The organism is Asticcacaulis sp. P4_H10 (assembly GCF_056400965.1).
Genome location: NZ_JBFUKH010000007.1, coordinates 185261 through 209022, shown reverse-complemented (window position 1 = coordinate 209022; position 23762 = coordinate 185261). Strand labels below are relative to the sequence as shown.

The window sequence follows — 23762 nt, the reverse complement described above, 5'->3', positions numbered from 1 at the left end:
ACCATGATCCGTACACTGACGGCTATTGCGGTCACTGCGTTTCTGGCGGTTGTACCGCTGGCAGTGGCACAGGATGCACCGGCTTCCGCGACAGCTGAGACAGAGGTCGAGGATGATTTCAACCCGGTTGTCATCCAGGTGACTGGCCCGGGCTCACTGCGCAAGATGGCCGACAAGGCCGGGTATAAGGGAACGGCCGCCGCCGAATATCTTTTCGTCGTGCCGCAAGGGATTAACATCCTGGGCGCGGGTGGCGGCAGGGGCGCCACGCAGGACGGTGGGCCTGCGATCATCAGCGGCCAATGGCCGGCCGATGCGGAAATCTGGCTGCTGGTGCGCGGCAACGTCTATGGCGGCGGCGGAGGCGGCGGTACCAGTGGCTCACCCGTATCGACGGATGGCGGCAAGGGCGGCGATGCAATCGCGGCGCAAGCGCCAATGACGATCACCGTCCTGAAAACCGGCTCGATCAAGGGCGGCGGCGGCGGTGGCGGCGGCGCGGAGGGGACGCCGGGTTACGGCGGCAGCGGCGGCGGCGGCGGTTTTCCCAACGGCGAACCTGGCCTAGGCGGCAGCCCCGAACCCAGCGAGGGCACCTTTGTCGGCGGTGACATGGGCCGGCCAGGGACAATCGCCGGCGGTGGCCTGAGCGGGCGGCGCGGCAATCCCGGCGGTAAGGGCGGAGATGCCGCTATGCCGGGCGAGTCCGGACGGCGTGTCGGCGGATCTCCCGGCAATGCGATCCGCAAGAATGGCCACGAGGTCGTGGTCCTGAACGGCGGCCATATCTATGGCGAAACCTTTTAAAACCTGAGGAATGGCCAGAGGAATGGGTTGACTTTGGGGGAGGCGGCTGCACATTCGCGTCATGGACGTGAAAGAGTCTAGACAGCCGACAGGCGTCCGCCTCCCAAATAAAAAAGCCCGCCAAGGATCTCCAATGCCAACCACCCTGAACGCTTACTTGAGCGACCGCTCCAATCTGCCCGCCAGCCTGAAAACCCTTGTCGGCCTGTTGGCCGAGACCTGCGCCGTGATCGGCCGCACGGTCAATCTGAGCGCCGTCAATGGCCTGCAGGGCGCTTTGGGGCAGGAGAATGTCCAGGGCGAGGAGCAGAAGCAGCTCGATGTCATCGCCAACGACATCATGATGGAAGAGGCGCGCTGGCAAGGGACCGTCCGCGGCCTGGCATCGGAGGAAATGGAGACCCATATCGGGTTCGACACCGGCGATTACCTGCTGATCTTCGATCCTATCGACGGCTCGAGCAATGTCGACGTCAACGGCGTGGTCGGCACCATTTTTTCGGTGCTGAAGGCACCACAGGGCGATCTGTCCGAAAGCGATTTCCTGAAACCCGGCCGTGAGCAGGTCTGCGCCGGCTATGCCATCTATGGTCCCCAGACGACTTTGGTCCTGACGCTTGGCGACGGCGTTTCCGCCTTCACGCCTGACGAGACCGGTGAGTGGATCCAGACCAAAGCCGTTATGACCGTCCCGGCTTCGACGCGCGAATTCGCCATCAACATGTCGAACCATCGCCACTGGGGTGCGGGCGTTCGTCGCTATATCGACGAGTGCGTCGCCGGCAAGGAGGGTGCGCGCGGTGCAGACTTCAACATGCGTTGGCTGGCCTCGATGGTTGGTGACGTTCACCGCATCCTGACACGCGGTGGCATCTTTCTCTATCCCGGTGACGCCAAACGTCCGAACGGCAAGCTGCGCCTGATGTACGAAGCCAACCCGATCGCCCTCCTGATCGAGCAGGCCGGCGGCCAGGCCACAGATGGTACGAACCGCATTCTCGACCTTCAGCCCACCGGCCTGCATCAGCGGACCGGCGTCGTGCTCGGTTCATCCGAAGAGGTCGCCCGGGTCGCCGAGTATAACGGCTAGTCCACCGGGCCGATAATATCGGCTTCGACGATGCTGAGCACATGACCGGTCCTGACCTTTTCGGCGCCGGTCGATGCGCCTTGGCGGTCGCTGGTCACCTCGATGATCTTGCCAAAGGCGTCGCGGTCCTGCGTTGCACCTGTCAGTTCGATGCGCAGGGTCTTTGCCATCTGTGGCACCCAGCGCAGGTCGACATAGCCAAGCGATTTCGGCGCTTCGGCTTCAAAGACGGTCTCGCCATCCAGCGTGATGCGGATGGGGTAGGAACGCACGCGCCATCCGGTCATGCGCAGCGACACGGCGGAGACGGTCTGGGCAGTCCCCAGATCATATTCGATCCACGCCTTGCCGTCGGTGCCGTCACTGTTCCAGGCCGTGGCTTCGTTGTCGTCGCGCGAATTGCCCGCATCTGCCGCATTCGACCCTGCCGTAATGCCTGCCACAGTGACGCTGCGCTGCCAGTCGCTATAGGAGGGCGAAGACGGCGTCGGGCCGCGCGCAAGGTTCACGGGTTGCGCGTCTTCGGCAAAGACCCGGCTTAAGCCGTCCTTGACGGAGATTGCCTTGCTGTCCGTTGTAATCGTGGCCGGTTTCAGGCCTTCGGCCGAGGCGGTCAGCATGACCTTGCCCGCTTTATTCGTCGAGCGGATCAGCACACGGTTGATGCCGCCTTCGACGGGCAGGCGCGTGGCCAGCACGTAGTTGGTCGACTTTTTCTTGTCGGCCGCTGTTTCCTCCTGGGCGATGCCACCCTTCCATACGGCGGCGCCATCCAGCTTGAAGTCGATGGCATTGAAGGCCGTCGGGACACGGTTCCCCGCCTTATCGACGATCTCGACATCGACCAGCATCAGATCCATGCCATCGGCGACAAAGCCGCGCGGGCCGGTTACCGGCGTCAGCTTGATAGCGACTGGCGCCCCGGCTGTCTTGCGCACGTCTTCAGAGGTCTGCTCGTCCGTATAACTCGATACCGCCTTCAATTCACCGGAGGCATAGGCGACATTCTTGAAGGTAAACAGGAAGCCGTCTGACTTCTCGCCCTTGCCGAGCGAGCGACCATTGACGAACAACTCGACGCTGTCCCCATTCGACGCAACGAAGATGTCCTTGGCGGTACCGTCTGAGTAGGTCCAGTGACCGATAATGTGGGTATGATGACCCTCTGCATTGACCCAGCCGTCCCACATCACCTTGTGCACCCACAAACTGTCTTTGGGCAGGCGCACCGCGTCGACTTCGCCCGAGCGGCGGTAATTGTTGTCGCCGCGAAAGTGCGAGTTGCTGTCGGTAAAGCCGATATTGACGCCACCAGCGCTGACCCGGTCGCCCGATCCGGGCCGGTACTGATAGAAGTCCAACCAGCGTTTGATGTTCTCGACCGCGATGGTTTCGACATTGCGGTTATAGGCAGGGCTGTCCTTGTGGAAGGGCGGGGTGAAATCGTCCTGATAGGCGCGGGCGGCTTCGTCGCGCGAATACTCCGTCGCCCACATCGGCTTGGATTTCGACTTGTTGATATAGAGCATCTCACCGCCATATTCGGCGATCCTAGAGCCCATCATCTCGCGCGAGCCGATGGCACGGCCGCCATGCGGATCGTACTGGTCGCGCACGGCCTTCATCTTCGCCATGTGGTCTTCGGTGATGCCCTTATTGCCGCTTTCGTACAGGATGATCGAAGGATTGTTGCGATTATAGATGATGGCGTCGCGCATCAGATCGACGCGCAGATCAAAGCGCCGGTCCTGGGGATCGCCTTCGGAATCGCCCGCCGGCATGGCCTGTAGCAAACCCAGGCGATCGGCGGATTCGATTTCCTGCTTGCCGGGTGTGACATGCATCCAGCGCACCAGATTGCCATTGCCTTCCAGCATCAGTTTGTTGCCGAAGTCCGACACCCAGGGCGGTACCGAGATCCCGACGCCAGGCCATTCATTGGTCGAGCGCTGGGCATAACCTTTCAACGTCAGGACGCGGCCGTTCAGCGTCACGCGCCCCTTGTTGAAATCGGTAGCGCGAAAGCCTGTACGGGTATCGACGGCATCGATGACCTTGCCGTTTTCCGTCAGCGTCGTTGTAACCGTGTAGAGGTAGCCGTAGCCCCAGCTCCAGAAATTGAGATTGCCGACCCTGTGGGAAGCTTTGAGTATGGCCGTCTGGCCGGCCTTGAGAGTTTGCACCCCACCGTCAAATGCCGCCACACGCTTGCCGTCGAGATCGCGGATCTCCACGCCATAGGTCAGGATCCGGTCGGCCGCCGTATCGTTGCGCACTTCGGATTCGGCGGTGACGGTCGCGGCCTTGCCATCGATATCGTAGTCGGAGCCGTAGACATAGACACCGGTCGTGTTCAGCGAAGACCACAAGGGCAGGGTTTGATAGACGCCGCTAGTCAGATGCAGGGTCACCGGTTTGTTGATGCCGCCATAGTTGGCATAGAAGTTCTTGTCCGCCCATTGATAGCGCGTGCCGGTGGCGCGTTCCTTCGCCGCCCAGTCATTATCGACACGCACGGCGATGACATTGTCGCCGGCTTTCAGCGCCTTCGAGATATCGAAACCGAAGGCCATGACGCCGTTTTCATTGAAACCGATCTTCTCGCCATTGACCCAGACATCGGCGACGTGGCGCACACCTTCAAACTCGACAAGCACGTGCTCGGGCTTGGTTCCAGCCGGCAGTTTGAAATGCTTGCGATACCAGGTGATACCTGTCGACAGCTCATGGATATCCTTTGCGAAGGCCTCTTCTTCGTTAAACGCGTGGGGGAGGGTGACGCTTATCCAGGCCTTGTCGTCATAAACGGCGTTGGAGGCCAGAGCGTCATCGCCCGTCTTCATCCTCCAGCCCTGGTCAAAACTGAAGCTCTGCCGCGGCGATACAACTACCGTCGAGGCCCGGTGCGCAAGCGCGGGAGCGACAAGCCCCAAAGCCATCGCGGCTACGAGAAGAACCGTTTGATAAACGCGCATGAACCCTCAGTGGCCTGACCATTTCTGCCACTGTTAACTCAGCAATCGCAATCGATCAAGATTGATCCGACCAATTTGCGCCATTGTGCGCGAAATTGACCCAATAGGCCTACATCTGTGTGATGATATTGCCCTTGACCACGGCAGCGCCCGACGCGTCCAGGTCATTGCGTGTTTCTTCCAGGCTGAGACGGCCACGGATGCTTTCGTTGACCTTGTCGATGCCGGCGGCGCCGCTATTGGCCCGCGCAATCAGATAGCGAACCGAGAAGCGCTCGCTGTCGGCGGTCACCGGCTTGGTGCCATGCAGTGTGCAGGCATGCCACATAGCGGCATAGCCTGTCTCTCCGGTCAGGACCTTTTCTGTCACCTCGACACTTTCGCCGTCTGGCCGGCGATAGGCCCAGTGGTCAGGCCGGTCGGTCTTGGCCAGGTCGTGTGGGAAGACCGTGGCGCCGAGAGCATGGCTGCCCAGCAGCACATAGAGTGGCGCGTCGGTTTCCTTAACCGGATGGATGTAGACATACAGCGTAATGAAATCCGACAGCCGGCTTTTCCAGTCGATGATGTCCTGGTGGAAGTCTATGCCATAGAAATAAGTGATATCGCGGTATTCCGGCCGTATGTAAGCGCCCAGGTTGTTGACCGGGTTGCCTATGATGCGCGGCTTCAGCCAATCGGGCAGCCATTTGTCGGGTACGCCGCAGACGAACTTTTCGTTCAGTATGGTGTAGCCCTCGCCAAGCAAGCCGCTCAGCGCCGCCTTTAGGGCAGGTGCCTGAAGGATAAAGTCCGACTGTGGCTTGAACGCCTGCAACAGGTTGCGGCCATCCATCGGATTGACGCCCTTGTACTGCGGATTGGCTTCGAATTCGGCCTGGCTGAGGAAGATGTCCGGGCCGAAATTGCGGCTGGCACGCAGGCGCGTCATAAGGGCGTCGCACTCAGCAGTGGGAATAACGGTGCCCAGGCCAGCAAAGCCATTCTGGATGAAAGCGTCAGTAACGGACGCGGTGTCGTCGGACATGAGAAGCACCGGTTAGGATCACACCTGAAACGAGAGGCGCCATTGGACAAAAACATGGTTAATATTTCTTTCATCCGCAATTTCTAAGCTGTCCGGACAGTGCGGGCTATTCGCACCGGGCAGAGGACAGGCTTATGAGCGAAGTGGATCCGCAGTTTCTGGCGCAGGTGACCGAGTTGGTCGATACCGGCCGGCAGGCGCTTGCCGATGGCGAGGCCACAACAGCGCTGTCGGCCTTCCGCAAACTTGCCGAAATTGCACCGCGATCGTCAGAAGCCTTCTATCTGCTCTACAGTGCCGCTATCGCAGCTCAAAATGCAGAGGCGGCTGAGTCCGCGCTCAACATGGCCGTCACCCTGCACACGATCGACCTGATGCCAGATCTGACGGTCGATCCAGACCGGTTCTCACGCGACGCCAAGTATAATGTCGAGCTGTTCCAGACCTGCTACTCCGGCCACTATGTCGGCCTGGCCTCGGTCTTTGGCCAGCAGGCGATCAAGCTGGGCGTCAAGACACCCGATATGTTGACCCGACATGCCCTGTCGTTGCAGCATCAGGGGCGATCGGTCGAAGCGAACAACGCTTTTCTGAACGCCTTTTCGGCCTTTCCAATCGCAGCGATTGGCCAATTCTATCTCTTTTCCCTGTTCCATATCCCCGGTGGCGTGCAACGCTATTCCAACGAAGCCCGCGCCTGGGCAAGCCGCTATGCCGCCACGGCCGCACCCCTGCGTGCGCCTAAACCACTGGACGGACGGCGGCTAAAGGTGGGTTATGTCGCGCCGAGCTTCACACGGTCGCAGATCTATCAGTTCATCCTGCCGGTGCTCGAAGCCCATGACCCTGAAGTGGTCGATGTCACCCTTTATACGGCCGACGCCAACGCCGAAATGCCCCTGCCGTGCGGCCGCATGGTGTCGATCGGCAAGCTCAGTGACGACCAGGCGGCGGAGCTGATCCGTGGCGACGAACAGGACATCCTGATCGATACCTGGGGACACAATGCCGGCAGCCGCATCGGCATCTTTGCTCGACGCGCGGCGCCGGTCCAGGTCGCCTGGATCAATTTCGTCCAGACGACGGGCTTGCCGCAGATGGATTATGTGCTGCATTCCGACAGCATGAACGCGCCCGGCACGGACGCCCTCTTCACCGAAACCATCTGGCGCATGGGCGAGATCACCATTCCCTATCGGCCGCGGGCCTCGCGGCTGGGGCCAACCCCAACGCCGGCGCTGAAAACCGGTCAGGTTACCTTTTCGTGCTTCAACAACCCAGCCAAGGTCAGCGCCGAAACCGTCGCCGCCTGGGCACGCATTCTGAAAGCCTGCCCGGCCTCGGTCCTTCTGCTGAAGTACAACTACTTCATCGATCCGACCGTGCAGCGCGCGTTTCAGGCCCGCTTCGACGCCTACGGTGTCGAAGGCGACCGTCTTGTGTTCGAGCCGCACTCCAAGGCGGACGAGTATATCCAGTCCTTCGGACGCGTTGACCTGGCGCTCGACCCGTCGCCCTGTCCGGGTGGCACGACCACCTGCGATGCCCTGGCGAATGGTGTGCCGGTCCTGACCCTGGCAGGAGACAATTTCTATTCGCGCATCGGCATCCAGGGAGTCGCCGTAGCGGCCCTTCCCGATCTGGTCGCGGAAAACTGGGACGACTATGTCGCCATTGCCGTGCGCCTGGCGACCGATCTTGATCAACTGGGCCGGGTACGGGCGCGCGTCCAGCCGGGCTTTGACGCTTCGGCCATGCGTGACGAGGCCGGCTTTGCGCGGCGCCTTGAAAAGGTTTTCCGCGACATGACGCAGAAGGCGATTGCCGACGGCGTCGCGGCCGCCTGATGTTGTCCGGAATCGGCAGCCTCCTGCCGTCGGCCGGCGGCAACGGTGCGGGCATTCTCGACACCTGGCTGGAAGGCCGACCGTGGCGCGCCTTCCGGACCGCACGGGCAGGGTTGTCGGAGCTGCTGAAGGTGCGCGGAACACGGCGAATCTGGCTACCGGCCTATATATGTCGATCCTTGGCCGAAGGCGCGCAGGCCTCCGGCGCGGACATCGCCTGGTATGGAACGGACAATTTGCTGCAGCCAGATACACAGGTCCTCGCCACAGCCGGCGCGGGTGATGCCATCCTGTGCGTAAGCTACTTCGGTCGCGCCGCCGACAACAGCCTGCGGCGGTTGGCGACGCTGAGACGTGATCTCTTATGGATCGAAGACCGCGCCCAGGCGATGGACACCGGCCAGCCTGCATTCGGTGACGTCCTCCTTTACAGCCCGCGTAAGCTGTTCGGCGTGGGAGACGGCGGCATCGTCGCGTCGTTTGGCGCCTTGCCCAAAGCGATATTGCCGGCGACCGGCGACGACTGGCAGGCCAACACGGCGCGGGCCGAGGATCCGGATGGCCTGGCACCGGACACCTGGTTCGCCGCCTTCCGGGCGCGTGAAGCGGATATGGACAGCACACCCCGGGCGGCGTCCGAACGGACAATCGCCACGCTCAGGCAACTTGACTGGGCGGCGGAGGCCGAGACCCGGCGCAGCAACTGGGCACGTTTGGCAGAGCGCCTGTCCCATATTGCCTTGTGGCCACAGGATGAGGTCGATTTCGTACCCCTGGCTTATCCCGTCGTTACAGAGGATGCCGCAGCCCTGTCCGCGGCTCTGGCGGCCGAGCGCATCTGGTGCGCCCGCCATTGGGCGGATCTGCCCAGTCCTGAGGTATTTGCCGAAGCGCACGACCTGTCGCGGCGCTGCCTGTCCCTGCCGCTCGACGGGCGCTATGGCGCGGACGAGATGGCCCGCATTACCGACGCCGTCGCGCTCATCCTCGATAGGCAGGAAAGAAGCTGGTCGTCTTTGCCTGGCTAAGCCTGGCGTAGATATCCGCGTCCAGCACTGCGCCGCAGATATGCGCTGTCACCGCACCGTTGGCGAACCCTTGCTTGAAAGCGAACAATCCGCCGTCGTCGCTGCCCGACGTCCCTGCGCCACCGCCCAGATTGATGACCCCTTCGGAGCGGAAGTGGGTAATGGCGGCATCGTAGAGCGCGAAAGCGGCGCCGTTGGCATAGCCCGTCGCGTTACACGCGGTGAGGTGGTTATAGACGACGCCGTCGTGGGCGAACCACAAGGTCATGCCGCCGATCTCTTCGCCGACAAAAGCAGTGAAGGCTTCCAATCCGGGCAGCTCCGCCAGCTGGACAAAATATTCCGGGCGGAAATTGGCAGCGCCGCCGATGTGGCGATGCGCGACCAGTTCCGCATAGAGGGCGATCCATTCCGTCAGCCGGAATTTCAGCGGACCACGTTCGATACGGCACCGCCTTTGCCCCCGGCGAATACGTTCGCGATGATGTTTGTTCGGCGCGTAGTCCGTCCGATGGTCGATGGTCAAATGGCTCTTGAACGGCATCACATGACCGAAATGCCGCCGCAGGGTATCGGCCGAGGGACATGCCAGCGGATCGGGCACCATGGCCACACTGACAAGTCCTAGCGCCCTAAGCTCAGCCAGGCCTTGATCCAGATCAGGGGTAGGAGCGAAGGGGGTAAGCGGATAGCTGCCGGAAGCATCAAAACCGCCGCCTGCGATGGGCCTGACAACGGAGGCGTTGCCCCAAGCCGCGACGCTCAGACATCTGCCGCCCAGCGGCACCAGCGCCGCGACGTAGGCCGGATCGGCGTATGGATGGACAGGGCTCAGGGCTGGTTCCAGTAATCGGTCTGGGCCAGCAGGGCTTCGTAATCACCGCGCGTCACACCTACGATGATCTTGTCCCAGTACTGCCCCTGACGGTAGTGCCAGCGGCGCTGGCGGCCTTCCTCGACCCAGCCGCACTTACCGACATAAAGCTTGTAGGAGGCCTGGTTGTAATCGATGAGGTCGCCGTCGAGCCGCTCCAGCCTGAGCTCGTCGAAGGCATAGCGCATAACGGCCATGACGGTGTCGCGGCCATAACCCTGGCCACGTGTCGCAACCGGCCCCAGCATCATGCCATGAAAGGCATTGGCGTTCTTCATGTCGATATTGACGATGTTCGCCGTTCCGATCAGTTCGCCTTCATCGCGCGTTGTGATGGCATAGCGCAGGTTCTTGCCGTCCTGGCCCAGTCCCTTGAACCAGGTGCGGGTCGATTCCAGGTTGGACGCGAAACGCCAGCCGCCCAGCAGTTTCCAGATTTCGGGATCGTTGGCCCATTGATGCAAAAGCGGCAGATCCTGCTCCTCAACCGCGCGTAAAATGACCTTCTTGCCAACAATATTCACGGATTTTCTCCCTTGCCGGCAACCACGTACAGGCTGGCGCATTCGGTCGGTCGTTCCAGGCCCAGGGCATAGCAGCCCTCCAGGAACGCATCGCTCAAGGTCGGCGTTCCGATCAGGGCGTCGAACTGGAAGTTGGCCAATGGCTTATAAAAGATGCCACCGGTCTTTTCGAGTGCCAGCCCGGCTTCGCGCGCATCGCGCTCCAGCGTATCGAGCCGGTAGACGCGGCGGTGACCGGCACCGACATCGGCCGTGCTGAGCGCCTCAAGGTGGGTGAGTACGCCCATCTTGACGGCGATGCGGCGCGACGGCGCCTCGGCATTAGGGACCGCGATCAGCAGGTGGCCGCCAGGCGCCAGCAAAGCGCCCAGTTTTCTAAGGGCGATGACCGGATCGATCACGTGCTCCAAGACGTGTGAGAAGAAGATGGTGTCGTAGCGTTCGCCATTGTCGAAGTTTTCGATGAAGCTTTCGAAATAGCGCACACCATCGCCCAGACGCGCGCGCGTGGCCTCAATGAATTGACTTTCGGCCTCGACCACGGTGACGTCGGAAAAATGCTGCAGGAGCAGGCTGGTCTGGTCACCGTGGGCGCAACCGACCTGCAGGCAGCGGCCCTGACGGAAATGGGGTGAAAAGGTGCGCATCATATATTCGCGCATCTTTGCGTCGAACGGCGCGGCGCCGGCGCCGTAAGAGGCGACGGCGGCCTTCAGACGCTCGCGTTCGAGGGTTTCTGCGTCTCGGGCGAGGGGAGGGGCGGTCATATCTGGTCTGCCTTGAAGGTCCAGCGCTCACGCGGTTGATAATAGTCTTCGAGACTGGCGGCAACCCTGGCATCCAGACCCATCAGCTGGCGGCCAGTCGGGCTGAGCGCGGCCTGGTATGGTTGTGACAGAAAGCGCGGCCAGTCCATCTGCGGCTTCATGAACGGACGTCCGAAGCACAGGGTCAGGCAGCGGCGTGGCCCGTTGCTGCGGTTGGACGCGGCGCTGTGCGCCATCAGGCTGTCGAACAGTACGATATCTCCGGCCTTGCCGGTGAGCGCAGTTGCGTGCCGGGCAAAGAGGTCCGGATCAGGCATGTCTTCGACGTGGTGCGATCCCTCCAGCACCAGGGTGGCGCCGTTGTCGAGGGTGAAGTCGTCAAGCATGACCAGCATGTTGAGCGACAGCGGATAATCGCGCGTGAACGCACGAATGTCACGATGTATCTTATGGGTATAGGTCTGCGCACCCGGGGCGTTGATCGCTGCACCGAAGTTGAGCAGGATGACCTTGCCGTCAAAATGGCGCTCGATAACATCCATCAACGGCATCGCGTTCATGAAATCATCGAGGCTTGTACCCTCGCCCAGGGCGTGGTGGGCTGCCCCGTCCATATTGGCGGTGACGCCGCCCTTCACCTGCGCCGTACGGCGCAGGTCGTAGACCTTTTCGGAATCCTTGGCCAGCGCCTGGACCTGCCCGGTGGACAGGACGGACTCGAACTTCACCCAACCGCGGGTGCGGATAAGATAAAGGGCTTCTTCCACTGCGCTCATATGGCGGCCTTCAGTTGAACGAAGAGCGCCGTTCCAGTGACAAAGCTTTGCGCAATACGATCGGCATTGGCGGCGAGGAAGGCATCGCCGACGCGCTTAGGGCCGTCGCCAAACGCCCAGACATAGTCGTCAAAGATGATGACACCCCCCGGCACGACGTGGGGCGTCCAGGCCCGCGCATCGGCGTCGGCATTTTCAAAACTGTGATTGCCATCGATGTGCAGAAGAGCGATCCGTCCTGTATACTCCGTCTCCCCGAAAGCATCATTGTCGATACTCAGACCCGGCCGGTACGCTGCCGCGCCAGCGACGCTTTCGCCCCGGAACGCGTTGAGACGGCCGTTCGCCAGAGGGGCCAGATTGGTCTGGAATATCCGGAAGGCTTCATCCGTATCCATGGCCGCGCTGGCCTGGTCCAGGACGGCCACGCCCTGGGCGAGGTTTTCCGATTGCCACGGATCGACGCAAAGCAGATTGCCGATGTCGTAATGGCGCGACAGGAGCACCATCAAGGCCGCCGATCTTCCCCACCATGACCCAATCTCGACGATATCGCCTTGCGGCAGATAGCGGAAAATTTCGACGACGGCGGCGATCTTGTCATTGTCGGTCATACCGGCGATATGATCGACCGTCCGCAACAGGCCTGAAAGACGAGCGCCCGAAAGCCGTGGCCGGGGCGTGCCGTCCATCGCCAGCCAGTCCGGTGTGCACGACAGCGCTTCCGCCCGGCCGTGCAGGGCGCGGTATTCGCGCTCCTTAGCCAACATCGGCGAGACGCCGAGCACACGGACCTGCGGAAAATGCTGTGGCGCCAGTCGCGAGATGACGCCTGACACGACCTCGTGCGGCGCATAGATGGAGCCAACCCCTTGCCGCCGGACAACTTCGCCCAGGGCGTGGGCAAAGCCGTCCTCATGGACGTAGGGCAGGTATTCCCATGCATCGTACGTCTGGCTGACGGGGTCAAAACCCAGGGACGAGGCGCCAACCACGCGGCTCCCCCGCGCAGCCGCCTCGTCGCGGTATTTGAGCGCGTCCGGCAAACCGGCGGGAAATACAAGAACGGTGTCAGTCATGAGACTGGAAGAATTGTCGCAGCAGGCCCGCTACGCGATTGACTTCATCTTCGCTCATCAGCGCCGAATAGGGCAGGCCGAGGCTGACCTGCGCCAGATGCTCGGTGTGGGGCATCTGTGTGCGCGGCACCTTTTTGAAGGCTGGGGAGTTATGGCAGCCCGTTCCCCACCACAGGCGGGTGTCGACACCATTGGCGCTCAGGAACTGCGACACCGGGTTTGCCTTGCCCTTCGGCAGTCGCACAACGCACACGCTGGTGATCCAACGGCTGCTCCATCCATCCTGGAACTCGACCTCAGGCACGTCGATAAGTGCCGCGCGCAGCTTGGTGCCCGCTTGCTGATACAAAAGCCGCGTCGACGCCCAGTTGTCCATGCCGGCCAGAACGACGGCGGCGGCGTATTCGCTCATCTTCGCATTGGTCGCCGGCATCAGAGATTCACGTGAGCCGTAGAAACCGAAGCTGGAACGGGTGCGCAGGGCCTGGCAGAACGCCGGATCATTGCTGGCGACATAGCCGCCTTCGCCAGCGCCCAGCACCTTGGTAGCGTGCAGGCTGACGACGACCGGCAAGGGAGAAGACGTAACTGTATCATGGGCGGCTGCGGCGTCGACGACCACCTTGACGCCGGTCTCGTCCTGGAACCTGACCCAGGGGCCAAGGTCCATGGGCGCGCCATAGGCGCAGACCGGAATGATAGCCGCGACCTTTCCTGGCGCATGGGCAAGGAAGCCGCGGCACGCTTCGGGATCCAGCATGCCGGTCACGGGATCGACATCGACGAACCATGGTTTCAGGCCCGCCTCGATGACGGCATGCGCAGTCGCAACGAAGGTCCAGGAGGGCAGGGCGCACCAGGCGCCTTCCGGCAAGTCGAGGGTACGCAGAGACAGGCTGATGCCAGCCGTACCGCTCGCCACGGTAACGACGTGGGCTTCCCCTTCGAAACGGCCGGCCAGGCGGTCTTCCAGCTGCTGGTTGAGCGGGCCGAAGTTCGAATACCAGCCTGCCTTGTCGATCGCTTCGAGATACGGAAGAATATGGGCGGTGAGCGGCATGTAGGCACGCGCCACGGGCAGGGGGGCGGCAACAGCAACGGCGGGCTTTAACTGGGCTTGGCGCGAGTGTTTCATGTGATAATCCGGAACTGAGACTCTCGATTTTTGACGCACATGGTTAAAATTGCGTGTGCTGTTATTCTGGAAGCTCAAATCCTTTGGCTGTGAGGCGATCGCGGCAGGCCGGACGGCGTTCCACCCAGTCGGAGGCCAGCAATCCCAGACCGTAGACGTCGTGCACGCCATCAGCGCGAATGATGTGCTGGCGGAAATGCGCCTCGGTGACGAAGCCGAAACTGTGATGCAGCTTCCAGACGGCTTCGTTGGAAACCAGGACCTCGCACCACAACTTGTTCAGCGCCATGTCACCCAAAGCACGTTCGATCATCATATATTCGACGCAGGCGCCGATGCCCTGTCCGCGCGTCGAGGGGTCCCCCAGGTAGTAGGCCCATGAACAGGTTCTGGCGGCAGCCCGGATGTCATAGAAATTCGCCAGGCCGACCGGCGCGTCATTGCTCATAATGACGGAGTAACGCCGGGAAGAATCGTTGAGCGCACCGGCGAACCATGTGTCGTGAACGGGACGCGCGATCAACTGGTCATTGTACATATAGACGCGGACGTCGTCGCTGTTGCGCCAGGTGAATAACCGATCGGAATCTTCCGCTTGCAGGGGGCGAAATACAATCTTCGACTGGGCCATGCGTCGCGTGTCCTTGCCATGGTGAGCGATCCGGCCCTCAGCTAACAGGGAATTGGTAAATTTGGCGGTAAGTCGAACGCCGCGCTGCAGAGGTGGGCAGGGCGAAATCCACTGAAATCAGCCTACCTGAAGGCAATGCGGATTCATTTTCCGTTAAGGATTGTGCTACCTTGCCGACCTGAGTCGCAGAGTAGGAAGTTCGTCCTTGGCCCACACCAGCCCCAATTCACATCTTCCGTACGCGATCCGGTATATGGCGCGTTTGCAGGAACAGGCGGCCCAGGCCGGGTCGGTCGGCGTGTCTGCGGAGCGTTTGGAAAAATGCGCCGACCACCTGCGGGTCACGGCCCGGACAATCGGCCAAACCGGCCAATCGGTCTCAGATGCCGCCTATGAGGCCACGACACAGAAAATCAAACTGTTGCATTTTCTGAGGCAACAAAAATAGCGCTCTAATCAGGCTTGGGCCGGGGACTGAGCTCGACCTGCCGGATGCCGCCATCCTTTTCGAACTGCAGGGGCGCGTAGGTGATGGAGCGCTTATAGCTGCCGCCGCCGTCCAGCAGTTTGTCGTGATAGAACAGCCATGACTTGCCCTTGAAGTCGATGATGGCCTGGTGATTGGTGCTGATGTCCAGATAGTCGAGGACGACGCCGCGGTAGGTGTACGGCCCAAGCGGCTTTTTTGCCGTGGCGTAGACGATCTGGCCGGGCCAGCCAGTCGAAAAGGTGAAGTAGTAAAGCCCCTTGCGCTTGTTCAGATAGGGCGCTTCGCCATACTTTTTCTTGGGGTCGCCGGCGGGAAAATTCTCGACCTTGATATCGAGGATCGGACCGTCGGTTTCGATCATGTTGGCCTTCAACTTGACGATCTTCGGGATACGCGTCCCGAACAGAAGATAGGCTTGGCCGTCATCATCGATCAGCACCGCCGGATCGATCGGCTCGGCGCCCGCATTAGCGTCACGCGCCTTGTCGATCAGGGCGTCACTGCGCGCGTCGACGAACGGACCGTCTGGCCGGTCGCTGATCGCGACGCCGATCTTGTCGCCGCCGACGGGTGCGTAGAAATAGTACTTGCCGTTGCGTTGCGCCGCCTCGGGCGCCCAGGCCTTGGCGTCAGGCCGGGCCCATTTGAACACCGAAACCGACAGGAAAGAGCCTTCGTCGGTCCAGGTCTTGAGGTCCTTTGACCGGAACAGCCGCCAGTCGGTCGAATCCCAGTATTTGCCTGAATTGTCCTGGTCGTTCGTGGCATAGACATAGACGCTGCCGGCGAAGACGTGCGGCGACGGGTCGGCATTGAAGCGCTGGGAAATCGGCTCGGCGGCGGCCGCCGGAACGGCCAGCATCAGCGCAGCCAGGCAGGTGAGGGACTGTAGCGTCATATGCGGGTCTTTCTCTTGGTGGCAGGGACGGCCTCGTCCAGGGCATTGGAGGAGAGCAGGAAGGATTTCACATTTTCAATGTGATTCCACATCGCAGCAAAGGCGGCATCACCGTCGCGCCGGCGCAGGGCTTCGACGATCAGGTCGTGGTCGTGGGTCCAGCGGTCGCGGTAATGGGTATCCTTGATGTGGCCATGCAGGCTGCGCCACAAGGGATTGTCGTCGCGCCGGTGCCAGAGCTGGCTGACCAGAAGCGACAGCTCGCTGTTCTGGGTGGCATGAGCGATCGCCATATGGAACTGGATATCATAGTTTTCCTTGGGCTCGCCATAGCTGGCCCGGCTGTGGTTGTCGCTGGCGCGTTCGATGATTTCCATGTCTTCCGCAGTCGCGTTGACCGCCGCCAGGCGGGCAATGTGGCTTTCCAGCCATTGCCGAGCCTGCAGGAGCTCAAACGGCCCCGCCGGCGGCAGGGCTTCCCAAAGCGCGGGAATCTCGGCGCGCAGGTCATCAGGCACAGTCGCCTCATAGGCGCGCTTGGTAATGTAGATACCCGAACCCTGGCGCGGCTCGACCAGGTCCTTGACCTCAAGCATCACCAGTGCGTCACGGATGACGGTGCGCCCAACCTCGTACCACTGGGCCAGGTCGCGTTCGGGCGGCAGCCGGCCGGAATGGGCGAATTCGCCCGTGCGGATGCGGCGGATCAAATCCTGGCCGACATAGTGATAGGCCCGGCGTTCCTTATGCCCAGCCCGGACATTATCTCCGTCCATCGCCGGCCTCCCGGCTGCGGCGTTTCAGGCGGGCGTCGAGATCGAGGGCGTGAGCCATGACCTGGTAGATGTAGTTCGACTCAAACGTGCCGGTCAGAAGATCGGCCTCAGGCCCCCGGGCATAGACCGGCACGTCCTCGCCGGCGTGCTGGGCGCTGGTCATGTACACCAGGGCCGGCTGGCGATAGTCCGGAGTGAGGGCGGTTGCCTGATCGGGGATCGGTGTGGTGTCTCCGGCTTTTGGACCTGACGGGCCGGTGGCGTAGGACAGGGTGGTGCGCGGCCGGCCATTACCGTCCGGCAAGTTTTCGCCGTGCTGGCGGGCCAGTCCCAGTATCGGTTCCTCGCGGCTGGACCCGGCGGTCAGTACCAATCCATGACTGTGATCGGCCGTGACGATGATCAGGGTATCGCGCGCGTCGGTCCGCGCCATGGCGGTCTGGACGGCCTTGCTCAGCTCATCGACCTCGCGCAGGGCGCGGTAGGCGTTGTTCTGATGGTGCCACTTGTCGATAGCAGCGGATTCGACCAGCAGGACGTAGCCGTCCTTGTCCTGAGACAGAAGGTCTATGGCTCCGGCCGTCATGGCGGAAAGGCTGGGAACCGTGTCCGGCCGGTCGGCTGAGGACGGCAGGTCGCCAGCGGCGAACAGGCCCAGCACTGGTCCGGGTACCCGGGTGTCCAGCGCCGCCAGCCCTTTGGCGTCCTGCACCAGCCGCGCCTGCGGGTAGCCTAGCCAGGTGGCGGTCAGGTCGCGGCCATCCTTGCGGCGGCCATCGCCGGTACCGGCCGGCAGAAAGGCGCTGAGATCGCCGCCGAACGCGACATCCAGACGGATGCCTTCGGGCGCTTCGACCAACTGACGTGCCAAATCGACGCAGCCGGCGGCGACCGCTTCTGGCGGCAGGTCGACATCGGCGCGCCAGCCGCGAAAGGCGGTGTGGCCATAAGCGCCTGCGGGTGTCGCATCGGTAATGCCCGATGTGGTCACCACGCCGGTGGCCAGTCCCGCCTGCGCCGCCCGTTCGGCCAGGGTCGGGATGCGCGCCTTGAGCGCGCTCGGGCAATCCTTGCCGATGACGGTTTCGTCGACGCCGGTGGCGGCATTGATCGTCTTGATCCCGGTCATGATGGCTGAGATGCCATTGGAGGAATCGGTGACCAGCTTGTCGGCGGAATAGGTCTTGGACAGTCCTGTATAGGGCAGGGTCTCAAACGACAGTTGGTAGCTGGCGCCATCCAGTCCCCGGTTCTGACCAGCCAGAATCCGTCCAGCGGTGACGCTGTTTATGCCCATGCCATCCCCGATGAACAGAATGACATTGCGCGCCCGGTGACCCGGCGGCGGCTGGTCCAGCTTTTGGGCCAGCGCCGCGCGGGCGGCCTGGAACTGCGGATTCGTTGCGCTGTCGGCTGCCACGGCAGCGGCAGGCGCCAGCAGGAGGAGCGCGAGGATGGCGACTTTCATGGCTGTGCCACCACAGGGCCGTAGTGATAGGGCGCGCGGTCGAGGTCGACCTCGATGCGATCGATCGTGACGCCGGGGTCAAGCGGATAGAGCCGGATGCTATGACTGCCCTTTGTCAGCAATTTCAGCCGGATGGCGCCCACAGCGGTGTTGGTCAGGACATTGCCCTTCCAAACGTCGCTGCGGCCGAGCGTTGCCAGGTCGAGCGTCTGCGCCTCTCCGCCATCGAGTTGCACGGCGATACGCAGGCCTCGGGACGGATCGACCGGATGGGTCGGCAGGGCGATGATTTTCAGTTCGCCCCCGACCTCGGTCGAGGTGGCAAAGTCGTAGGTGACCGGTGTTCCCGTTGTGCCTTGCGGCAGGTCCAGCCGGGCGCGCAGCACGCTGCCGAGACTCCCCAAACCGTCGATCGCCTGCCAGTCAGCGCCAGCCTGTCCCTCCGTTGCACGCAGGGTGACGACACGGTTGTCCTCAGCCGCGCCTTTGGGCAGGGCCGGCAGGACGCGGACAAACAGCGGCAGGGTTGCCTCGCCGCACGTGATGCCCAGCGTATGATCGCCCGGCGGCGTCGATCCGTCATAGTGCAGGGTCAGGCGCTGTTCATAGGCATTGGCTGCATTGAGATCGCCAGACGTGGCGGATAGGTTAAAGCCGTCTGCGCCAGCGCCAGCGGCCCATTTCAGCACCTGTTCGCGGTGACCGAAGACGGTGACCGGGCGGGTTTGCGGCCGGCCTGCCACGAAGGGCAGGGTGTTGTTATCGTTGTACCATTGCCCGGTGACGGCCAGGTCACAGCCCGTCTTGACCGACGCGGACCACTGCGGCCAGTTGGGCTCGTCGAAGACCGGCAGACGACGTGGCGCCATGTCCATCATCCCGCGCCATTTGCCGCCATTCAGGCTGTTATAGGTTTCCGTGTCGCGGACGATCACGGCGTGGGCGTCTTTTGCCTCGGCGGCATAACGGTTGGCGCTGGCGCGGCCCTGGCCGGCATAGAGGTCAGCCAGGTCCAGCTTGAGGACGCGTTCGTTCAACGCACCGACCGTGCGCACCGGATAGAGGACCATTTCAAAATAGGCGTCGCGGCGATCGGCAGGGATCCGGGCGGCCATGGCCTCGGCCCGTTTCGTCAGGTCGGCATAGGCCTTGAGGCGCGTCTGGGCTTCTTCGCCGTCGCCGCGCGTGAAGTCGCTGTGGCGGTTCTGGCCAACCCATTCTGTCTGGCCGAAGCCCATGAATTCGGGTTTGCGTGCGAAGGCCAGGTTGTAATAACCCATCATGATGTCGGCGATTTCCGGTGCATTGTCCGCACCGAACGGCTCGGCCATGAAACCGGTCAGGTAGTCGCGCGGGCTTTGTTTGAACGTTCCGTTGTCAAAAGCCAGGTCGAGGAAATACTGGGTCAGGAACTCGATCGGCTTGATGTCGCCGACATTGGCGATCCACATCCGCCGCGCCTGCATGTCCCAGGCGCGCCCCATCTGCTCATGGATCAGATAGGGGTGGGTGGTGCCTTGCCACAGGTAGTCGTGCGGCCGGCCCCAGTAAGACAGGTGGTAATAGACGCCTGAACCGCCGGACCGCTGCGTTTCCTGTGGGCCGCTGAAGCGGCGGATATAGCCGTAATTGTCGTCTGCCCACATCAGGGTGACGTCTTCGGGGATATGCAGGCCGGCGTCGTAGGCTTCCTGCAGTTCGTGGTAGGCAACGTAGACCTGGGGAATGGCCTTGGCCGGACGCTTATAGACCTGGCTCAGGATGTCGCGTTGCAGGCCGATGACGTTCTGCAGGATGGCCTGGCGCTCGGCCATGGTATTGGCGCCCTGCATCGGGCCGTCATGAAGGCCGCGCAAGCCGACTGTATAGATGTTTTCGAACCCCTTGCCTTCCTGGGCGCGCTGACGCCAGTAGTCGAGAATGGCCGGACGGTTCTTCGTAAAGTCGAACGGGCCGCGCGCGTGCTCGTCCCATTCGCGCAGATTGTTGCGCATCATCGGTTCGGCGTGTGATGTGCCGACCACGACGGCATAGTCTTCGGCCAGGGGCGGATTGCCCTTGTCGCCATAGAACGGCGTCGAGATCGAGTGCATGGCCGGCCAGACCGTATTGGCCTTGAGGCGCCACATCAGCTCGAACACCTTCTCATAGGTCTTCGGGCCAATATTGCCGGTCTTCGGATCAAAGGTCTTGGCCGCCCACGGCACCAACCCCCAGTCCTCGTCGTTGAGGAACATGCCGCGGTATTGCACCGACGGCGTTTTCGAGGTCAGGACGGCGTCATCGATCGCCAGCCGGTCGTGATGGCGCGGCGTGACGTCGGCCCACCATTCCCACGGCGATACGCCTAAGGATCGCGATAGGTCCACCGTGCCATAGACCGCACCGCGCTGGTCGGAACCGGCGATGACGACATAGCTCTGTGACTCCTTGCGGACCGTAAAGCGCCGATAGACCTCCCATTGCCCTTTCAGGCCGGACAGGTCCTCGCCCGCCAGACGGGCCAGACGGCGGATCTCCGGGCTGTCGTAAAGGCCGACAACCACACAGGTCCCGGCGCAGTCGCGCACCTTGCCCGATACCTTGGCCGCCTGGCCCGTGAGGCTCGACAGGTCTTTTGCCAGCAGGTTCGCCGCCAGGCGCAGCGTACGGCTTTTGCCCGGACCGTCATGAATCACACTTGCCACGCGCGCGCCGTCATACAGGACGACCTCACCGGCCGAGGCCTGGGCCAAAGGCAGCAGTCCGGCGCCGATTGCCCCAGCCAGGGCTATTGCGGAAAATCGTGTCATCGGCGTAGTATCCCTGTCATGTTCTGGCCGTCATGCTGCGGTCCTTGTCAGGCCCTTGGAACCTGGCCGCCTGCATAAAAGGCGAGTCAGCTGTGCCCGGCAATTTGACGCAATATAAAACGAATATTGCAAAACTCAATCTTATGAAATATTCATTCTCAAAATAGCGTACCGGTCAGGGCCGGTCCAGTCGAAGGTTGCTCTCCATGCGTCACATCGGACACTTTTTTAACGGCCGGCAGCAGTCTGCCGGCGGGCGGCTGTCCGATGTTTTCGATCCGAACACCGGCCAGGTCCAGGCCTCGGTCGAACTGGGCGACAGCGCCCTGGTGAACCAGGTGGTTGCGGCGGCGCAGGCAGCGCAGCCGGCGTGGGCGGCCGTGAACCCCCAGCGTCGCGCCCGGGTCATGTTCGAATTCAAGCGGCTTCTGGAACGCGACATGGACGCCTTGGCGCACATGCTGTCCAGTGAACACGGCAAGGTCATAGCCGATGCGAAGGGCGACATTCAGCGCGGTCTGGAGGTGGTGGAATTTGCCTGCGGCATCCCGCATCTGCTCAAGGGCGAATATACGCAAGGGGCGGGGCCGGGCATCGACGTCTATTCGATGCGCCAGGCCCTGGGTGTCGTCGCCGGTATCACGCCGTTCAACTTCCCGGCCATGATCCCGATGTGGATGTTCGCACCGGCGCTGGCCTGCGGCAATGCCTTTATCCTGAAGCCGTCCGAGCGCGACCCATCGGTGCCGCTGCGTTTGGCCGAGTTGCTGATCGAAGCGGGCTTGCCCAACGATATTCTCAATGTCATCCAGGGCGACAAGACTGTCGTCGATGCCCTGCTGGACCATACAGACATCAAGGCCATAAGCTTTGTCGGTTCATCGGATATCGCGCAATATGTCTACGGCCGCGGTTCGGCCAACGGCAAGCGCATGCAGTGCATGGGCGGGGCCAAGAACCATGGCATCGTTTTGCCCGACGCCGACCTCGACCAGACGGTCGCGGACATCATGGGCGCGGCCTATGGCTCGGCGGGCGAACGCTGCATGGCGCTGCCGGTCGTCGTGCCGGTCGGGGCGCAGACAGCTGACGCCTTGCGCGAGCGCCTGCTCGATGCGGTCGAGGGGTTGAAAGTCGGCATCTCGACGGATCCGGACGCCCATTACGGTCCGGTCGTGTCCGCCGCACACAAGGCACGCATCGAATCCTATATCCAGATGGGCGTAGACGAAGGCGCCGAACTGGTCCGCGACGGCCGTGGCTTCCGGCTCCAGGGCTACGAGGACGGCTTCTTCCTGGCGCCCACCCTGTTCGACCGGGTGACGTCGCAGATGCAGACCTATCGCGACGAAATCTTCGGTCCCGTCCTGCAGATGGTCCGCGCCGACAGTTTCGAAGAGGCCCTCAAGCTGCCAAGCGCGCACCCCTATGGCAACGGCGTCGCCATCTTCACCCGTAACGGCGACCACGCGCGCGACTTCGCCGACCGGGTCGAGGTCGGCATGATCGGGATCAATGTCCCTATCCCCGTGCCGGTTGCCTATCACAGCTTCGGCGGCTGGAAACGCTCAGGCTTCGGCGACCTCAACCAGTATGGTATGGACGGCGTGCGTTTCTATACCCACGTCAAGACGGTCACCCAGCGCTGGCCGCGCAGCGGCAGCGTGGCGGATTCGAGTTTCGTTATCCCGACCATGGCATAGGTGAATTGGTCGGACAATTTGCGTTGACCTGGAATAAATATTCCATTTATAACAAATATAAAAAATGGTCGACCAATCGGCCATATTCCACAGGAAGAACACCATGCCCATCAGCCGCCGCCACATGCTCGCTGTCACCGCCCTGTTCGGCCTTCAAACCCTGACTGCCTGCTCGAAAGGCGAGGCAACGGGGTCCGGCGATATCGTCGTCAGCTTCAGTGACCTGTCGCAACCCTTCTTTGTCGCCATGCGCCGCGACCTGGAAGACGAAGCCAAAAAGCTGGGCGTCAAGGTCCAGGTGCTGGACGGCCAGAACAATTCCTCCAAGCAGGTCGCCGACCTTGAAGCGGCGCGCATCCAGGGCATCAGCGCCGTCATCATTGCCCCGACCGATTCCCGCGCGCTGGCCTCAAGCACCGACGCTTTGGCCGATGAGGGCATCACCGTTCTGTCGGTCGACCGGACCATTACCGGCGGCAAGCACGCCGTGCCCCACTTCGGCGCGGACAATGTGGCAGGCGGTCGCGCCATGGCCGACTGGGTCGTCAAGACCTACCCCAAGGGCGCAAAGGTCGTAGTGATCACCAATGACCCGGGCAGCTCGTCGTCGATCGAGCGCGTCAAGGGCGTACACGAAGGGCTGAGCGCAGGCGGCGCGGCCTACAAGATCGTGGCCGAACAGACCGCCAATTCCAAGCGTGACCAGGCGCTCAGCGTCACCCAGAACATCCTGACCTCGATGGGGGCCAACCTTCCCGACGCCATTCTGTGCTTGAACGACGACATGGCCATGGGGGCACTGGAGGCCATTCGCGGCGCCGGCCTGACGTCGAAACACATCGCCGTCCTGGGCTTCGATGCCATCCCGGAAGCCCTGGGCCGCATCCGCGCCGGTGAAATGGCCGCGACGGTCGAGCAAAATCCGGGGGAACAGGTCCGTACCGCCCTGCGCGCCGCCGTCGACCACCTCAAGACCAAGGCGCCCATAGCCTCCAAGAGCCTGACACCCATACTGATCACCCGTGACAACCTGAACCAGGCCTCGCGTATTTCAGAGGTTAAGTAAAACCGGTCA

At 62.2% G+C, this 23762-nt stretch carries 20 protein-coding genes; 7 read left to right on the top strand and 13 right to left on the bottom strand.

The annotated features are described in order from the left end of the window. Positions 1–3 precede the first annotated feature (3 nt). On the top strand, positions 4–807 hold the full coding sequence (locus tag AC1DON_RS14250) for a hypothetical protein (RefSeq protein ID WP_476935474.1): 804 nt from the start codon (positions 4–6) through the stop codon (positions 805–807). A 133-nt stretch (positions 808–940) separates the two neighbouring features. Continuing rightward, positions 941–1897 carry a class 1 fructose-bisphosphatase gene (locus AC1DON_RS14245; protein WP_476935473.1) on the top strand — a complete coding sequence of 319 codons (957 nt, stop codon included), beginning with the start codon at positions 941–943 and terminating at the stop codon, positions 1895–1897. Here the strand turns inward: AC1DON_RS14245 and AC1DON_RS14240 are convergent. Continuing rightward, positions 1894–4740 carry a sugar-binding domain-containing protein gene (locus AC1DON_RS14240; RefSeq protein WP_476935472.1) on the bottom strand — a complete coding sequence of 949 codons (2847 nt, stop codon included), beginning with the start codon at positions 4738–4740 and terminating at the stop codon, positions 1894–1896. The genes AC1DON_RS14245 and AC1DON_RS14240 overlap by 4 nt on opposite strands. A gap of 241 nt (positions 4741–4981) precedes the next feature. Beyond that, positions 4982–5899, bottom strand: coding sequence for a phytanoyl-CoA dioxygenase family protein (locus AC1DON_RS14235; protein ID WP_476935471.1), 918 nt, complete (start codon positions 5897–5899; stop codon positions 4982–4984). A 134-nt stretch (positions 5900–6033) separates the two neighbouring features. On the opposite strand from AC1DON_RS14235, the gene AC1DON_RS14230 reads away from it, so the two are divergent. Then, the gene (locus tag AC1DON_RS14230) at positions 6034–7746 is read left to right on the top strand and encodes an O-linked N-acetylglucosamine transferase, SPINDLY family protein (protein WP_476935470.1); all 1713 of its coding nucleotides are present in this window, start codon (positions 6034–6036) and stop codon (positions 7744–7746) included. Further along, positions 7746–8774 carry an aspartate aminotransferase family protein gene (locus AC1DON_RS14225; RefSeq protein WP_476935469.1) on the top strand — a complete coding sequence of 343 codons (1029 nt, stop codon included), beginning with the start codon at positions 7746–7748 and terminating at the stop codon, positions 8772–8774. Before AC1DON_RS14230 ends, AC1DON_RS14225 begins: the two co-directional genes overlap by 1 nt. Here AC1DON_RS14225 and AC1DON_RS14220 read toward each other — a convergent pair. From AC1DON_RS14220 to pseH, 7 genes are all read right to left on the bottom strand, one after another. Further along, complete coding sequence (locus AC1DON_RS14220; protein ID WP_476935565.1) at positions 8728–9381, bottom strand: GNAT family N-acetyltransferase; 654 nt, start codon at positions 9379–9381, stop codon at positions 8728–8730. The genes AC1DON_RS14225 and AC1DON_RS14220 overlap by 47 nt on opposite strands. 224 nt (positions 9382–9605) lie before the next feature. Then, entirely contained in the window at positions 9606–10172 is a 567-nt protein-coding gene (locus AC1DON_RS14215) for a GNAT family N-acetyltransferase (protein ID WP_476935468.1), read from the bottom strand. Then, on the bottom strand, positions 10169–10939 hold the full coding sequence (locus AC1DON_RS14210; protein ID WP_476935467.1) for a class I SAM-dependent methyltransferase: 771 nt from the start codon (positions 10937–10939) through the stop codon (positions 10169–10171). Before AC1DON_RS14210 ends, AC1DON_RS14215 begins: the two co-directional genes overlap by 4 nt. Next, a complete protein-coding gene (locus AC1DON_RS14205) occupies positions 10936–11715 on the bottom strand; it encodes a phytanoyl-CoA dioxygenase family protein (RefSeq protein WP_476935466.1) in 780 nt (259 codons plus the stop codon). The genes AC1DON_RS14210 and AC1DON_RS14205 overlap by 4 nt, the downstream gene beginning before the upstream one ends. Further along, positions 11712–12794, bottom strand: coding sequence for a class I SAM-dependent methyltransferase (locus AC1DON_RS14200; RefSeq protein ID WP_476935465.1), 1083 nt, complete (start codon positions 12792–12794; stop codon positions 11712–11714). The genes AC1DON_RS14205 and AC1DON_RS14200 overlap by 4 nt, the downstream gene beginning before the upstream one ends. Then, complete coding sequence (locus AC1DON_RS14195) at positions 12787–13929, bottom strand: DegT/DnrJ/EryC1/StrS family aminotransferase (RefSeq protein ID WP_476935464.1); 1143 nt, start codon at positions 13927–13929, stop codon at positions 12787–12789. The genes AC1DON_RS14200 and AC1DON_RS14195 overlap by 8 nt, the downstream gene beginning before the upstream one ends. Positions 13930–13990: 61 nt before the next feature. Continuing rightward, on the bottom strand, positions 13991–14560 hold the full coding sequence (gene pseH, locus AC1DON_RS14190) for a UDP-4-amino-4,6-dideoxy-N-acetyl-beta-L-altrosamine N-acetyltransferase (protein ID WP_476935463.1): 570 nt from the start codon (positions 14558–14560) through the stop codon (positions 13991–13993). A 205-nt stretch (positions 14561–14765) separates the two neighbouring features. Here pseH and AC1DON_RS14185 point away from each other — a divergent pair, with 205 nt between their 5' ends. Next, entirely contained in the window at positions 14766–15008 is a 243-nt protein-coding gene (locus AC1DON_RS14185; RefSeq protein ID WP_476935462.1) for a hypothetical protein, read from the top strand. Between the two features lie 4 nt (positions 15009–15012). Here the strand turns inward: AC1DON_RS14185 and AC1DON_RS14180 are convergent, their stop codons facing one another. From AC1DON_RS14180 to AC1DON_RS14165, 4 genes are read right to left on the bottom strand one after another with little or no spacing between them, the layout of a single operon-like run. After that, positions 15013–15948, bottom strand: coding sequence for a family 43 glycosylhydrolase (locus tag AC1DON_RS14180; RefSeq protein WP_476935461.1), 936 nt, complete (start codon positions 15946–15948; stop codon positions 15013–15015). Further along, a complete protein-coding gene (locus AC1DON_RS14175; RefSeq protein ID WP_476935460.1) occupies positions 15945–16724 on the bottom strand; it encodes an FCD domain-containing protein in 780 nt (259 codons plus the stop codon). The genes AC1DON_RS14180 and AC1DON_RS14175 overlap by 4 nt, the downstream gene beginning before the upstream one ends. Continuing rightward, positions 16711–18192 carry an alkaline phosphatase gene (locus AC1DON_RS14170; protein WP_476935459.1) on the bottom strand — a complete coding sequence of 494 codons (1482 nt, stop codon included), beginning with the start codon at positions 18190–18192 and terminating at the stop codon, positions 16711–16713. The genes AC1DON_RS14175 and AC1DON_RS14170 overlap by 14 nt, the downstream gene beginning before the upstream one ends. Further along, entirely contained in the window at positions 18189–20984 is a 2796-nt protein-coding gene (locus AC1DON_RS14165; RefSeq protein ID WP_476935458.1) for a glycosyl hydrolase 115 family protein, read from the bottom strand. The genes AC1DON_RS14170 and AC1DON_RS14165 overlap by 4 nt, the downstream gene beginning before the upstream one ends. Positions 20985–21190: 206 nt before the next feature. Here AC1DON_RS14165 and AC1DON_RS14160 point away from each other — a divergent pair, with 206 nt between their 5' ends. Together AC1DON_RS14160 and AC1DON_RS14155 are read left to right on the top strand one after the other, a co-directional pair. After that, positions 21191–22687 (top strand): CoA-acylating methylmalonate-semialdehyde dehydrogenase, encoded by a 1497-nt coding sequence (locus AC1DON_RS14160; RefSeq protein WP_476935457.1) that lies wholly within the window; start codon positions 21191–21193, stop codon positions 22685–22687. 103 nt (positions 22688–22790) lie between these two features. Beyond that, positions 22791–23753: a substrate-binding domain-containing protein gene (locus AC1DON_RS14155; RefSeq protein ID WP_476935456.1), complete on the top strand. Its 963-nt coding sequence runs from the start codon at positions 22791–22793 to the stop codon at positions 23751–23753. Positions 23754–23762: the final 9 nt, after the last annotated feature.